At 70.9% G+C, this 14,493-nt stretch carries 14 protein-coding genes; 2 read left to right on the top strand and 12 right to left on the bottom strand.

Annotation, left to right across the window (positions count from 1 at the left end; genetic code table 11):
- Positions 1-11 precede the first annotated feature (11 nt).
- From ACFYWS_RS02145 to ACFYWS_RS02135, 3 genes are all read right to left on the bottom strand, one after another.
- Complete coding sequence (locus tag ACFYWS_RS02145) at positions 12-341, bottom strand: transcriptional regulator (RefSeq protein ID WP_389268530.1); 330 nt, start codon at positions 339-341, stop codon at positions 12-14.
- Positions 338-811: a hypothetical protein gene (locus tag ACFYWS_RS02140; protein WP_389268528.1), complete on the bottom strand. Its 474-nt coding sequence runs from the start codon at positions 809-811 to the stop codon at positions 338-340. Before ACFYWS_RS02140 ends, ACFYWS_RS02145 begins: the two co-directional genes overlap by 4 nt.
- Before the next feature lie 155 nt (positions 812-966).
- Entirely contained in the window at positions 967-1,950 is a 984-nt protein-coding gene (locus tag ACFYWS_RS02135) for a 2-hydroxyacid dehydrogenase (RefSeq protein WP_389268526.1), read from the bottom strand.
- Positions 1,951-2,120: 170 nt separating this feature from the next.
- On the opposite strand from ACFYWS_RS02135, the gene ACFYWS_RS02130 reads away from it, so the two are divergent.
- Positions 2,121-3,437: an MFS transporter gene (locus tag ACFYWS_RS02130; protein ID WP_389268524.1), complete on the top strand. Its 1,317-nt coding sequence runs from the start codon at positions 2,121-2,123 to the stop codon at positions 3,435-3,437.
- Positions 3,438-3,512: 75 nt separating this feature from the next.
- Positions 3,513-4,265, top strand: a complete 753-nt coding sequence (locus tag ACFYWS_RS02125) for an IclR family transcriptional regulator (RefSeq protein WP_389268522.1) — start codon at positions 3,513-3,515, stop codon at positions 4,263-4,265.
- Between the two features lie 9 nt (positions 4,266-4,274).
- Here ACFYWS_RS02125 and ACFYWS_RS02120 read toward each other — a convergent pair whose 3' ends face one another.
- The 9 genes from ACFYWS_RS02120 to ACFYWS_RS02080 form a co-directional block, all read right to left on the bottom strand.
- The gene (locus tag ACFYWS_RS02120) at positions 4,275-4,946 is read right to left on the bottom strand and encodes an SRPBCC family protein (protein ID WP_389268520.1); all 672 of its coding nucleotides are present in this window, start codon (positions 4,944-4,946) and stop codon (positions 4,275-4,277) included.
- On the bottom strand, positions 4,937-5,485 hold the full coding sequence (locus ACFYWS_RS02115) for a (2Fe-2S)-binding protein (protein WP_389268518.1): 549 nt from the start codon (positions 5,483-5,485) through the stop codon (positions 4,937-4,939). Before ACFYWS_RS02115 ends, ACFYWS_RS02120 begins: the two co-directional genes overlap by 10 nt.
- Entirely contained in the window at positions 5,482-7,872 is a 2,391-nt protein-coding gene (locus ACFYWS_RS02110) for a xanthine dehydrogenase family protein molybdopterin-binding subunit (protein ID WP_389268516.1), read from the bottom strand. Before ACFYWS_RS02110 ends, ACFYWS_RS02115 begins: the two co-directional genes overlap by 4 nt.
- Positions 7,869-8,717: an FAD binding domain-containing protein gene (locus ACFYWS_RS02105; protein WP_389268514.1), complete on the bottom strand. Its 849-nt coding sequence runs from the start codon at positions 8,715-8,717 to the stop codon at positions 7,869-7,871. Before ACFYWS_RS02105 ends, ACFYWS_RS02110 begins: the two co-directional genes overlap by 4 nt.
- Positions 8,680-10,119 carry an MFS transporter gene (locus ACFYWS_RS02100; RefSeq protein WP_389268512.1) on the bottom strand — a complete coding sequence of 480 codons (1,440 nt, stop codon included), beginning with the start codon at positions 10,117-10,119 and terminating at the stop codon, positions 8,680-8,682. The genes ACFYWS_RS02105 and ACFYWS_RS02100 overlap by 38 nt, the downstream gene beginning before the upstream one ends.
- Before the next feature lie 145 nt (positions 10,120-10,264).
- Positions 10,265-11,023: an aspartate/glutamate racemase family protein gene (locus tag ACFYWS_RS02095; RefSeq protein ID WP_389268510.1), complete on the bottom strand. Its 759-nt coding sequence runs from the start codon at positions 11,021-11,023 to the stop codon at positions 10,265-10,267.
- Between the two features lie 78 nt (positions 11,024-11,101).
- Positions 11,102-12,523, bottom strand: coding sequence for an alpha/beta fold hydrolase (locus ACFYWS_RS02090; protein WP_389268508.1), 1,422 nt, complete (start codon positions 12,521-12,523; stop codon positions 11,102-11,104).
- 4 nt (positions 12,524-12,527) lie between these two features.
- Entirely contained in the window at positions 12,528-13,178 is a 651-nt protein-coding gene (locus ACFYWS_RS02085; RefSeq protein ID WP_389268506.1) for an isochorismatase family protein, read from the bottom strand.
- A gap of 22 nt (positions 13,179-13,200) precedes the next feature.
- A complete protein-coding gene (locus ACFYWS_RS02080; RefSeq protein ID WP_389268504.1) occupies positions 13,201-14,472 on the bottom strand; it encodes an FAD-dependent monooxygenase in 1,272 nt (423 codons plus the stop codon).
- Between the last annotated feature and the right edge of the window lie 21 nt (positions 14,473-14,493).

The following is a 14,493-nucleotide window of genomic DNA, read 5'->3' as shown; positions in this document are numbered from 1 at the left end:
GTGCTCCGCGGTCATCTCTGCGCCCCCGAAGGTGTGGGTACCGCCGAACCGGCGCCCTCGACGATCGCCCGGAGCGCCGAGACATGACCCTCGAAGGCGGTGCGCCCATGCTCCGTCAGCCGCACCCGGGTGCGGCGATTGCGGCCGCCGCCCTCCTTGTGGAGCTCCAGATACCCGGCCTCCTCAAGAGTGTGCAGCTGCTTGGAGAGCGCGGAGTCGCTGAGCGAGAGACTGTCGCGGACGAAGGAGAACTCCGCCCACTCGGTGGCGGCGAGCAGTGACACCACCGAAAGCCGGGTGGCGGGATGGATCAACTCGTCGAAGCCTGCGGGAACACTCATCGGCCACGCGCCGACCTGGCGGCCCAGCGGCTCGTCGGTCCGACGAACAGCACGAACACCGCAGCCGAGACCGTGGCCTGGATCAGGCTCCCGGACATCGGTTCCAGCGAGTCGACCAAGTGGCCGGAGAGAAGCACCGTCCCGCCGGTCACCACCGCCCCCGCCACAAAGGTGGCGAACATGCGCGGCGTACACCGGGTGTGGTGCAGCCGCACCCGGCTGCGCCGCTGATGGCGCACGGCGAGACCGCCCAGCACCGCGACATACGCGGCCATGACCAGACCCACGCCCCATCCGGGCAGGTCCAGACCCAGGCCCGCCAGGAACAGCCACATGATCGCGGCCGTGGCCCAGGGGCTGCCCGAGCCGGCCGCGGCGGACCGCTCCACCTCGTCGTACACCCGCTCCTGCGGCACGCGAATGCGCTGAAGATCTCTCCATGCCTGTTCGGCATCGACCGGCGTACTCACGCGTCTCGCCCTCCCGTCCCCGCTTTACTTTCCCAGCAGGAAAGTTACGCGAGGAAAGCTACGCGTTACTTTCCTGGTGGGCAAGTCGAACCAGGTAAGTCGAACCAGGTAAGTCGAAGACGTGCCGAAGCCGGTGTCGGTCACCGTGTCACTGGTCAGTCCCCTGTCGGCTCCACCGCGTTGGCCAGCGGTTGGCCGCCCGCCCAGCGTCGTACCTGCTCGACGATCAGGCGCTCGGCGCGTGGCCGGAACGTCGCCGAGCCGCCGCCCACGTGCGGTGTGATGAGGACGCCCGGCAGCGCGCGCAGCGGGTGGTCGGAGGGGAGCGGCTCGGGGGACGTGACGTCGAGGGCCGCGCGGAGCCGGCCGGTGCGGGTCTCGGTGAGCAGCGCGTCGGGGTCGAGGGTGCGGCCGCGGCCGATGTTGACGACGAGCGCGTCGTCGGGGAGCGCGGCGAGTTCGGCCGGGCCGAACAGGCCCACCGTGGACGGGTTCTCGGGCAGCACGAGTACCACGATGTCCACCTGCGGCAGCAGTTCCGGCAGGTCCGTGACCGGGTGGACGTCGCTGTCGGGGCGGGCGCGGCGGGCCACGCGCACGACGGTGGCCTCGCACGCGAGCAGGCGCTGTTCGAGCGCCGCGCCGATGGACCCGTAGCCCACGATCGCCACCCGCGAGTCCGCGAGGGAGCGCGTGAAGTGCGGCTCCCAGCGGCCCCCGTCCTGATCGCGCACCCAGCGCGGCAGGTCACGCTGCGCGGCGAGGGTCAGCGCGAGAGCGTGCTCGGCGGCGCTCGCGTCGTGCAGCCCACGCCCGTTGTGCAGCGCCACCCCCTCGGGCAGCAGCGGCCGCAGCTTCTCCACGCCCGCGCTCAACGACTGCACGGCGCGCAGTCCGGGGAGCTGGGGGAGCAGCTTCTCGGCGCCCGGTGTCGCGTACGGCATCACCCAATAGCCGATCCGGGCGAGCTGCTCCGCGTCGAGGTCGACCGGCGCCACTCCGTCCCACACCTGGACGCGCACCGCGTCCGGCCAGGGGCCGTGCGCGCGGTCGAGGCCGGGCCAGGGCACCAGTACGTCCGGCGCCTCGGAACCGGGTCCGGTTCGGGCGGACATGTGGGTGGAGTCATGGCTGGGCATACATGCACCTCTTTCCGGGCGGCATCGCCCGAAGCGCGGCAATTCACGGACCCGCCACGGCTGTTGACCTGGCGGCGCGACGACCCTAACGTCTTTCCGTCCCGCAGAACACTTTCCACCCCACGGAAAAGTGGCTCGGAAAACCCTCACGGAAACAGGAGGTGTGACGGATGACAGTGACGTCGTCCCGCGCCGCACGCGGCAGTGGATTCTGGTCGTCCACGCGGACCAAGCACATGATCCCGATCGCGTTCGTCACCTATTCGCTGGCGTACCTGGACCGGTCGAACTACTCGATCGGCTCGGCCGGCGGCATGGCCGATGACCTCAACATGTCCAGCAGCATGGACGCGTTGGTCGCCGCCTCCTTCTTCCTGGGCTACTTCCTCTTCCAGATCCCCGGCACCATCTACGCCGAACGCCGCAGCGCCCGCCGCCTCGTCGCGTACTCGACCATCGCCTGGGGACTGCTCGCCGCCGTCCAGGGGCTGCTGCACAGCCCGACGTGGCTGGTCGTCGTGCGCTTCCTGCTCGGTGTGGTCGAGGGCGCCGTCATGCCGTCCATGGTGATGCTGCTCGGCCGCTGGTTCACGCAGCGCGAGCGCGGACGGGCCAACACCTTCCTGATCCTGGGCAACCCGGTCACCGTGATGTGGCTCTCCGCCGTCTCCGGACTGATCATCGAGGCCACCAGTTGGCGCGAGATGTTCATCATCGAGGGCCTTCCCGCGGTGCTGTGGGGCCTGCTCTGCCTCAAGATGATCAAGGATCACCCGGCGGAGGCCACATGGCTCCCCGAGAACGAACGGGCCGCGCTGGACGCCGAGTTGGCGAAGGAGCCGACCGTCGCCGTCGCTCGCACCGCCGAGTACCGCAAGGTGCTCTCCTCGCGTCCGGTGCTCATCCTGGCCGCCCAGTACTTCTGCTGGTCGATCGGCGTGTACGGCTTCGTGTTCTGGCTGCCCTCGATCATCAAGGACGCGTCCGGGCAGGGCATCGGCGCCACCGGCCTCCTCTCGGCGGTCCCGTACCTCTTCGCCTCGATCGCGATGCTCGTCAACTCCCAGCTCTCCGACCGCAGCGGAAAGCGCCGTCTGGCGATCTGGCCGTGGCTGGTGGTCGCCGCCCTCACGCTGTACGGCTCGTACCTCGCGCACTCCTCGTTCGCGATGTCGTTCGTGCTCCTGATCGTCGCCGGACTGTGTCTGTACGCGCCCTACGGGCCGTATTTCGCGCTCGTCGCCGACCAGGCGCCCAAGAACGTCTCCGGCGCGGCCATCGCCCTCGTCAACTCCTTCGGCGCGCTCGGCTCGTTCGTCGGCACGTACCTCGTCGGCTGGATCCGCGGCAGCTCCATGGGTGACATGGGCGCCTTCGCCGTCATGGCGATCGGCACGCTGATCTCCGCCGCGCTGATGGCCTTCGTACGACGGCCATCGGAGCTGGAGACACCGGCGGCCAAGGTCGGCGAACAGCACGCCGCGTAAGCTTCGGCAGCGACCAATCAAGTGAGCAATCAAGCGACTCGGCGACGAAGACACAGGTGGGGGCGGGCGTGAACCATGGGCGATGACATGCTCGGCCGCGGGCTCAGGCTGCTGACCACGCTCTCCCGGCACCCCGAGGGCCTCGGCGTCAGCGCCGCCGCGCGCGCCGCGCGGCTGCCGGTGAGCAGTGCCCACCGGCTGCTCGCCCGGATGGCCGACGAGGGTTTCGTCGTCCACGACCCCACCGCACGCACCTACGCCCTGGGGCTGCGCGCCCTGGAGCTGGCGCACGGCTTCCACCGGACCCCGGCCGGGTTCAACCATCTCCTCGGCCCCATGCGGCAGTTGGCGGAGCGCACGGGCCTGGTCGTCATCGCGGGCATCCTCGACGGCGACCAGGTCCTCCTCGTCCGCTCCGTCCAGGGCAGCCAGCACCTGCAACTGCGCAGCGACGAGGGCACCCGCAACCCCTGGCACGCCACCTCGATGGGCAAGGCCCTCGTCGCGGCCAGGCCCGAGGCCGACCAGGAACACCTGCTGGCCGGTCCGCTGCCCCGCAGCTCTCCCAACACGATCAGCGATCCGGACGAGCTGCGCGCGGAACTGGCCCGCGTCCAAAAGCTCGGTTGGGCGGAGGCCGAGGAGGAGAACGAGCGCGGGGTCCGCTCCATCGCCGTGTGCGTCCCCGCCACCGACCCGGACGGCGGGCCGCCCCAGCTCGCCCTCTCCCTCGGCGCCACCGTCGTCCTCACGGGCCGCGAGGAACTCCACGCCATGCTTCCGCTGTTGCGGACGACGGCGCGGGAGGCGGCGGCGTACGGCAGGTGACCGCGCGAGTCACCCCGCTCGGCGCAGGTCCTTCAACTGGGCCGACTGCGCTCGCAGCTTCCCGAGCATCCAGCCCTGGAAGAGACCGACGGCGAGACCGGCGGCGACCGGACCGTACTTGGCGAGGACAGGCCCCGCGACGAGCGACAGACCGTCGAGTTCGGCGGGCGCGGTGGTGGCGGCCGTGGTTCCCCCCGGCTGTGACGCGGCAGCGGGGGAGGCGGCGCGGGCCGGCCCCTGATCCAGCAGCAGATTCCCCAGGTTCTGCGCGAACTGCTGGAGGATCCTGTCCGAGACCGTGGCGATCGCGCCCTTGCCGAACTGGGCCAGCTTGCCGCGGATCAGCAGATCCGTGCTCAGCTCAAGGCGCGCGCCCTCCGGTGCCTCGACGATGTCCAGGATCACCTCGGCCTCGGCGTCCCCGTTGCCGTGGGTGTCGGCGCCGCTGGCGTGCACGCGCAGGCGGCGCTTCTCGGCGTCGACCTCAAGGAAGCGCACCGTGCCCGCGTACGCGGCGCTGATCGGGCCGACCTTGACCTTCACGGCGCCCCGCCAGGCATCGCCGTCCCGGCCCTCAAGAGCCGCGCCCGGCATGCAGGACGCCACCTTCTCCACGTCGCTGACGAGCGCGAACACCGCGTCCGGAGCGGCGCCTACGACGACGGTGTTGGTCAGCTGCATGCTGTCTCCTCGATTGCGGTACAGGTCTTGGCGCAGCCGGCTCGGCGGGCCGTGGCGCAGGAGTCGATCGCCTCGACGATGGTCTGGTAGCCGGTGCACCGGCACAGGTTCGCGGCCACGACCTCGCGGATCTCCTCCTTGGTGGCCTCCGGGCGCTCGGCGAGGAACCCGTCCGCGAGCATCAGGAAACCGGGAGTGCAGAAGCCGCACTGGAGGCCGTGATGTTCGGTGAACGACCTTTGCAGATCGCTGAGTTCACCGGTCGCCGGGTCCGCGAGGGACTCGACCGTACGGATTCGCGCCCCCTCGGCCTGCGCGGCGAACATCAGACACGCCCGCGCGGGCCGGTCGTCGACCAGGACCGTGCACGCCCCGCAGATGCCGTGCTCGCAGCCGACATGTGTGCCGGTCAGGCGCAGGTCGTGGCGGAGCACGTCGACGAGGGTGCGGCGCGGCTCGGTGATCACCTCGTGCTCCTCGCCGTTGACGTCCAGGGTGAGCAGCAGCAGATTGTCGGAGCTGTTCATGGGGCTGGTCATACGGAGGGCTCCAAGTCCGAGGACTCCAGGTTCAGGGCGCGGTGCACCGTCTCCGGGGTGATCGGGGTGTTGTCGAGTTCCGTGCCGGTGGGGCGCAGCGCGTCGTTGACGGCGTTGAGGACCGCGGCGGGCGCGCCGATGGTGCCGCCCTCACCCGCGCCCTTGGCGCCGGTCTCGTTGAACGTGCACGGCGTCTCGAGGTGGTGGATGAGCACGTCGGGGATCTCGTGGGCGGTCGGCACCTTGTAGTCCATGAAGCTGGTCGCCGAGGGCTCGCCCTGCGCGTCGTACGTCACCTGCTCGAAGAGCGCGCCCGCGATGCCCTGGGCGATGCCACCACGGCACTGCCCCTCCACGACCTGCGGGTTGATGGCGACACCGCAGTCCTCGACGCACACGTACCGCAGGATCTCCACCTGCCCTGTGCCCTGGTGGAGTTCGACGACGACGGCGTGGGTGGCGTTGGAGAAGGTGCCGTCGTTGAACACGTCGAAGGTCGCGGTCGCGCTGAGTCCCGGCTCGATGTCACGGGGCAGCAGGTGCGCGCGCAGGTACGCGACGTCGGCCAGCTCCTCGTACGTGAGGACGCTGCCGTCCGCGCGCCGCACGCCGCCGCGCGCCAGCTCCACCTCGCCCGGGTCGCTCTCCCAGAGCGCCGCAGCGATCCGGCACAGCTTCTCGCCGAGCTTGGCCGCGGCGAGCCGCACCGCGCTGCCGCCGATGGTGACGGAGCGGCTGGCGAACGTCCCGTAGCCGTACGTGATCCGGTCGGTGTCGCCCTGATGCAGCTTCACCTTCCGCAATTCCAGGCCGAGTTCGTCGGCGGCGATCTGCGCGAGGGTCGTCTCGTGGCTCTGCCCGTGGCTCATCGTGCCGCTGGTGACGGTGATGGCTCCGCTGGTGTCCATCCGCACCTCGGAGATGTCGAAGCCGGGGACGACCTGCATCTTTCGCTGGGCGAAGGCCGTGGACCCGTAGCCGGTGCGCTCGCTGAAGCAGGAGTACCCGATGCCGAGGTAGCGGCCCTCGGCCGTGGCGGCGGCCTGCTTCTCGTACCAGCCCTCGTCCTTGACGAGCCGCTCGCACAGGTCGAGCGACTCCAGGTAGGAGCCCGGGTCGTACGTGATGTTGTTGATGCCCGTGTACGGGAACTCGGTGATGACGTTGCGGCGGCGGATCTCCACCGCGTCCAGGTCCAACTCGCGGGCCGCGCGCTCGAAGAGACGCTCCATCACCATCACGTACTGCGGGCGGCTCACCCCGCGATACGGAGCGGTGGGCGCCTTGTTGGTGGTGACCGCCCGGCCGCGCACCCGGTAGGCGGGCACCTTGTAGACACCGGGCATCTCCGCCGAAGCCATCAGCGGCTCGATGCCGGCGGTGAACGGATAGCAGGAGTACGCGCCCATGTCGCACACCACGTCCGCGTCGAGCCCCAGGATGTGCCCGTCCGCGTCGAAGGCGGCCCGCACGTCGTAGTGCTGCTCGCGGGCGAGGAACGAGGCGGAGAGCGCGTCCTTGCGGTCCTCGATCCACTTCACCGGGCGGCGCAGGCGCAGCGCCGCGGCGGCAGCCGCGATCTCCTCGCGGCCCACGACACACTTCTGGCCGAAGCCCCCGCCCATGTCGGGCACGACGACCCGCACCGCCCGCTCGTCCAGGCGCAGACAGCGCGAGGCCACCGTCCTGACCTGGTGCGGGACCTGGGTGCACGTATCGAGGACGAGCTGCTCCTCCCGGTCGTCCCAATGGGCGACAGCGCCGCGTGTTTCGAGGGGGAGAGCGTTCTGCCGGCCGGTCCGCGACTCGACCCGCACGACGCACGAAGCGGCGTCGAAGACCTCGTCGATGCCCTCCGTGGCGAACAGGGACACGTCCACCAAGGTGTTGCGCGCGGCCTCCTCGTGGACGCGCGGGGCGCCGGACGCCAGGGCGTCGGCCTCGGAGGTGACCGGGGGCAGCGTCGTGTAGCGGACCTTGGCCGCCTCCAGGCCGTCCTCGGCGGCGTACGCGTCGCGCGCTACCACGATCGCGACCGGCTCGCCGACGTAACGCACCCGGTCGCGGGCGAGCACCGGCATGGCGGTGGGAACGAACTCCGTTGCTGGGCGGCCGAGTTCGGCGGTGATGTCGGTGAGGTCCAGGTCCTCGGCGGTGAAGGCCGCGACCACGCCCGGCACCTCACGCACCGCCGTCAGATCGACGGAGGCGATCTCGCCGTGCGCGACGGTACTGCGCACGAACTGGGCGTGCAGCATGCCGGGCAGCGCGATGTCGTCGACGAACCGGCCGCGCCCGGACAGCAGCCGCGGATCCTCACGGCGCGCCACCGACCGCCCGGTCAACTGCCCCTCGGTGTCTGCCGAATGTGTCACCGAATGTGTCATCGGCTCATCGCCTCCTCACAGGCACGCAGGACCAGCGTGCGGACAAGCTGCTTGCGGTAGTGCGCGCTGCCCGAGGCGTCCGACGGGGGCTCGATAGCCTCGGACGCCGCCTGCGCGCACTCGGCGAAGGTGCCACCGCCCGCGAGCACCGACTCCGCCTCCGGCACCCGGACCACCGAGGCCGCGACCCCGCCGAGCGCCACCCGGCCACCGCGTACGGAACCGTCCGTCACGTCGAGGTCCACGGCGGCGGCCACCAGCGCGAAGTCGCCCTGGCGCTCGGCGAACTCGGTGAGCGCGGCGTGCGGGGCCGGGCGCGGGAAGACGACCTCGACCAGCAGCTCGTCGGGATCGAGCACGCTCGTGTAGTAGCCGAGGAAGAAGTCTCCGGCCGCGATCCGACGTTCACCGCGTGGCCCGCGTGCGACGAACTCCGCCCGGAGCGCGAGGGCGAGCAGACACCACTCGGCGGTGGCGTCGGCGTGCGCGATGCTGCCGCCGATCGTGCCGCGCGTACGGATGGGCAGGTGCCCGATCCACCGCATGGCCTCGCGCAGCACCGCGAACTCGCGGCCGAGCACACCCTCCGGGTCGCTCTCCACCGTGCGATGGGTGGTGAGCGCCCCGATGTGCAGCGCGCCCGCGGTGTCGCGGTGCATCCCGTCGAGTTCACGCAGGCCGGCGATGTCGACCAGGTGTCCGGGCCGTGCGAGCCGGAAGTTCATCATGGCGACCAGGCTCTGGCCGCCGGCGATGACCTTCGCGTCATCGCCGAGCTCGGCAAGGAGACGCGTGGCGCCGTCGACGTCACGAGCCCTGTGGTAGCCGAAGGGCGCTGGTTTCATGGTTCTCCTGGTCTTTCTGGTTTTCCTGTCCCGGGGGAAGGTCGCCGTCGCTGTCGTGGGCCGGATCGTCCAGTTCCCGCCCCTTCGTCTCCGGCGCCGCCACGGCCATCCAGCCGACGGCGAGGAGCACGGCCGCGCCGAGCACCGCGAACGTCAGCGGAAGGCCCAGCAGGGGCCACAGCACCGAGCCGAAGAACAGCGGGGCGAAACCGGTGAGCGCCCGGCTGACCGAGGACGCCCAGCCGAAACCGCTGGCCCGCAGCTCGGTCGGGTACAGCTCGGAGACGTACGCGTACAGGGCGGGGATGGCGAGTTGGGCGAGGAAGCCGAACACACCGATGGTCACGACCGAGCCCGTCGGCATGTCCCGCACGATCGCGAAGATCACGAGGGCGAGCGAGGCGACCGGGGCCGAGACACCGATCAGCCACTTGCGGCCGACCAGGTCCACGAGGGCCGTCGAGACGAGGACACCGACGATGCCCACGCCGCTCATCAGCGTCGTGCTCATGAAGGCGGCCGTGTCACCCTGCCCCTCCTCCTTGAGGATCGACGGCATCCAGCTCAGCGCCGCGTAGTACACGAGCATGATGGTGGCGAACAACAGCCACGCCGCCGAGGTGATGCGCGGGCTGAACTTCCAGATGTTGCGCAGCTGTTGGGCCGCGGCGGCCACCCCGCGCGGACCGTCGTCAGGGACCGGCTCCGGGATCACGTACGGCTCGACTGTCGCGCCCGTGCGGGCCACCAGGTCGTCGATGACGACCCGTGCCTCGGCCTCGCGGCCCTTCTTCGTCAGGTAGATGGGTGACTCGGGGATGCCGCGGCGCGCCCAGAACAGCAGCAGCGCGGGCAGCACCATGGTGGCGAGCATCCACCGCCAGTTGCCGTCGAGGGACAGCATGCCCGTGCACACGAGCCCGCACAGGGTCACCCCCACCGGCCACCACGCGTCGAGCGCGGTGAGGACCCGGCCCCGGTACTTGCGCGGCGAGAACTCGCCCACCAGCGCGTAGTCGACGGGGATACAGCCACCGAGCCCGACTCCCGCGAGGAAGCGAAGCAGCAGGAAGACCGGGTACGTGGGGGAGAGTGCGCCCAGGACCGAGAACAGGGCGAAGATCAGCAGGGTGACACTGAACGCCTTCTTGCGGCCGATCCGGTCCGCGACCGCTCCCCAGGCGATGGCACCGACGGCCATGCCCACCAGGTTGGCGGTGGCGACGAGCCCTCGTGCGCCGAGGGACAGGTCGAAGTGCTGGCCCAGGAGCGGCATGAGGAAGCCGTTCAGGGCGATGTCGTACGCGTCGAAGAGGTAGCCGAGACCTCCGATGATGAAGATCTTTCCCTGGACGTTCCATCTCCAGGGGAGATCCTGAACGATCTGATCGCCTGTTCTCACGTGCGCTCCACAAGGTCGTGTCGGGGACGAACTGCGACGGGAGGTGCCTGAGTTGCTGATGAGGCGGGGGAGCGGGAATGGAGTTAATCCGAGCACGTACGATTGTGCTTGGCAAGGGGTCGGGCATGGAGTTAACGCGGTGGTTTCACGGCGCGGTCGGGCCGGCCAGCAGGCTGCCCGCGTTCGGCGCCACCGGCGGCAGGCCAAGATCGGACAGGATCCGGAACGCGGTGGCGGTGGCCGCCGACAGGACCGGGAGCCCCAGCTCGTCCTCGACCGGCTGGATCGCCGGCAGGGACGGCATCTGCACGCACGCGGACAGCACCAGCGCCTCCGCGTCGCCGAGCTTCAGGCGCTTGTAGTGCTCACGCAGGTCCTGCGGGTCGAGCCGGGCGACGGCCAGATTGTCCGGCACCTCCAGGCTCAGCGCGTCCACCACCTCGACACCCGCGTCCTCGATGTAGTCGGCGACCTTGCGGGTCAGCGGCTTCATGTACGGCGTGACGATGGCGACCTTCTTCGCGCCCAGCGCGGCGATCCCGTCGAGCAGCGCACCGGCGCTGGACACCACGGGGACCAGCGCATCCTGGGCGCGCAGCACATCCTTGATCTCGTCCTCGGCCGTGCAGTGATGTCCTGGACCCTGCGCCATGATGGCGACGAGGCAAGCAGTGGCCACGACGTCGGGCCGGGCGTCGGCCAGCTCCAGGACGGCGCGCTCCGTCTGCGCGTTCATCGCCCGCAGCTCTTCGGGGGTGACGTGTTTCATGCGCATCCGGCTGCTGTGGAAGACGAAGCGGTCCTCGGGTGAGACGGCCTCGCGCGCCCGCATCAGGCGGGGGAGTTCGGTCTCCATCGTGAGGTTCGAACTGGGGACGATCATCCCTATGTGGTGGTCCGGCACGGTTCGCTCCAAGTTTTGAGGCATGCCTGCTGAAGGCGGGGGCCTGCGGATGCTCTTCGGACGGGTCGGTTACGGAGGTCAGTGCTCCTGGCCGAGCCGCTCCCAGTGATCGGCGAGGACGGCCAGGTGCCGCAGGACGTCCGCGCGCTGCTCCGCCGGGATCGGCCGCAGCAGCTCCTCGTCGAGCTTGCGGGCCCGCAGGTTCGCGTCGTGCACGGTGGCGCGGCCCTCATCGGTGAGGTTGAGGAGCTTGCGCCGGGCGTCGGCGGGGGAGGGGGTACGGGACAGCAGGCCCCGGTTCTCCAGGCGCCGGGCGACATCGGCCATCGTCGAGGTGTCGAGCGCGACCAGGTCGGCGATGGAGCGCTGGTCGCAGCCGGGGTTCTCGCCGGTGATCTGTAGGACGGCGAACTGCGGTCCGGTCAGCGTCGCGTCGACGTCGTGCAGCCAGGCGGCGAGGTAGGCCTGGTACATGCGGCGGGCCAGGAAGCCCGGGGCGTGGGTGAGCTCGTCGGGCGTGGCGACGTCGTCGGCCCGGTCGGGGGTGGAGGGCGAGGTCATGGCACCGCTGTCGTGTGGAGGGGGCATGGCAGGGTCCGGCTCCGGGGCGAGGGTCTGCCGCAGCGCGGTGCGCAGCAGGTCCAGGGCCGGTGCCGGGTTGTCCCAGAAGACCATATGTCCCGCGTCCGGGATGCGGACCATGCGCGCCGCCGGGTTCGCGGCGGCGGCCTCGGCGGCGCCTTCGGCGGTGACGACCGGGCTGTTCGCCCCGTACAGCAGCGTCGTGGGACCCGGCACCCGGGGCCACCAGGTGAAGAAGTCCTCGCTCTCGAAGCCCTGGTGGGCGCGCTCGATCGCCTCCAGGCCGCAGCTCGCGAGCCAGCGGGCCCGCAGCTCCAGCTCGCGGCGCGGCCAGGTCGGCCAGAAGCCGCCGACCTCGTCGGCATCCGTGCCGCGGCGGGCCTGCGAGAGCTGCCGCGTGAACGCCGCGAGCGTCGTCGGGTACGGTCCCCGGCCGGGGCCGCTCATCGGCGGGTCCACCAACAGCGTTCCACCGAGCGGGACATGGCCGCGTACCGCGGTGGCGGCGGCGATCCGGGCACCCATGGAGTGGCCGAACAGGACGGGGTCCGCCAGTTCCAGCTGCTCGATCACGGCTTCCGTGTCGGCGGCGAGGGCGTCCAGGCAGTGGTCATCGGCGTCGTCACTGAGGCCGCGGCCGCGGATGTCGAGGACCAACGGCCGTGCCACATCCGTCAGTTCACGGGCGACGAAGTCCATGGTGACAGCAGGGCTGGTGATGCCGGGCAGGATCAGCAGGGGGACCCCGTCGCCGCCGTAGTCCAGGACGTGCAGCCGCACGTCCCCGCTGCGGGCCCAGCGGCTGACGGCCGGGATGTCGGCGAGGTCGGCGAGGCCGGGCTGCGTCAGGAAACGCTCCGGCCGTCGAGCCTCGCGGTCGTGTCCGGCATCCTGCACGGCTCCGGAAGACGCGTCCATGATCTCAAACTCCCTTCGTCGTCAGGTACTTCACCATGTCCTCGTGGCCCACGACATCCCCGTACTTGGCCTGGATGTCGAAAAGGGCCGCCTCGTGCGGCCCCGCGGCCCGGTCGCCGCAGGCCTCGGCCGGCACGAGCACCGGCCGGCCGTACTGCACCGCGTCCACCGCCGTGGCGCGCACACAACCGCTCGTCGTGGCGCCGCAGACGACCGCCGTGTCGCAGCCGAGGCCGGTGAGCAGGGAGGCGAGCGCGGTGCCGAAGAACGCGGACGCGCCCTTCTTCACGATGAACTGGTCCCCGTCCTCGTACGGCAGTCGGGGGTCGAGCGCGACGGCCTCGCTGCCCTCGCGCAGGGCGCGCATGCCGGGTGCCTTGGCGAGCCAGGTGATCGCGTCGCCCTCCGCCTCGGCCGGTGTGTAGGCGATGACCGTCCACACCACGGGTACGCCGCCTACGCGGGCCGCGCGCACCAGTTCCGCCGTGGCCTCGACGGGGGCGGTCAGATCGCTGCCGGTGGCGAAGCCCGGCTCGGTGAAACCGCGCGTCAGGTCGACCACGATGAGTGCGGGACGACGGCCGCGGGTGACGGCGGCGCCGAATCCGGCGCGCTCGTAGACGCGGTCGGTGGCGGGGTCGTACGGGGTGGGCACGGGACCTCCGAAGGTGGTCGGCTCAGTGGTGGTGGCGGTAGGCGAAGGACTCGTCGTCGGAGGTGTCCAGAGGGGTGCCGCGCCACAGCCAGTCGTAGGAGACGTCGGACTCGCCGTCGTAGCGCTCACCGAGCTGGGTGTCGCGGGCCTGCTGGTCCGGGCCGTCGGGGAAGCGGTAGAAGACCTGGTTGCGCAGCGAGGCCTGCTGGACCATCCCGGCGTGCCGTGCGCGGCGGTTGACGTAGCGCTGTAGCGCCCCGGCGATGCCCTCGCGGGTCACCGCGCCGAGCTCCTCGGCGAGCACGGCCCCGTCCTCCATGGCCTGCGAGGCACCCTGCGCCTGGTAGGGGAGCATCGCGTGGCAGGCGTCGCCGAGGAGGGCCACGCGGCCGTCGACCCAGTTCGGGTCGCGGCGGCGGTGGTAGAGCGGGAAGCAGGTGATGTCACCCTTGGCCTTGGCGAGCATGGCCGGGGCGCGGTCGTCCCACTCGGCGTAGGCGTCGACGAGCATCTCGGTGGTGCCCGAGAAGGTCGCCTTGTCGCCGTACTCGTCCTTCCACGGGACGCAGCCGACGATGTTGAGCCACTCGCCGCCGCGGATCAGGTAGTGGACGAGGTGGCGCCCGGGGCCGTACCAGATGGTGCTCTGGTAGCGGTCGAAGAGGAAGCGGGTCGCCGGATCGGCCTGCAGCAGCTCGCCGGGTATCAGGGTGCGGAAGGCCATGTCACCGGAGAAGACCAGCGTGTCATCGGCACCGATGAGGTCGCGGACGCGGGAGTGGATGCCGTCGGCGCCGACCAGGACGTCCGCCTCGTGCCGGACGCCTTCGTCGGTGACCGCGACGGGACGGTCCGGGGACGTACGGTCCAGTTCCACGACGCGCGCGCCGGTGACGATCTCGACGGTGGGGCCAGGGCCCAGCGGGTCGGTGCAGGCGTCGAGGATGGTGCGGTGCAGATCGGCGCGATGGTAGTGCCAGTAGGGGGCGTTGAACTCCTCCTGGACGCGGCGGCCCAGTGGCGTGAGTCCGATGATGCTGCCGTCCTGCCAGCGGCGGCGCACCTGGTCCTGCGGCTCGGTGCGGATGGCCTCCAGCTGCTTGCGCAGGCCGAGGCGCATCAGGACACGGCTGGCGTTCGGCGCGGTCTGGATGCCGGCGCCCACCTCGCCGAGCTCGGCGGCCTGTTCGAGGACGGTGACGCGCAGTCCCTTGTGGCGCAGGGCCAGGGCGGCGGTGAGGCCGCCGAGACCGCCGCCGACGACGGTGACTTCGTAGGACTGGCTGAGAGGCAAGACTCCTCCAGGGATGCGGCG

It is taken from the genome of Streptomyces sp. NPDC002795 (assembly GCF_042888725.1).
GTDB lineage: Bacteria > Actinomycetota > Actinomycetes > Streptomycetales > Streptomycetaceae > Streptomyces.
The sequence above is the reverse complement of the archived record's forward strand: the minus strand, read 5'-3'. Positions and strand labels throughout refer to the sequence as shown.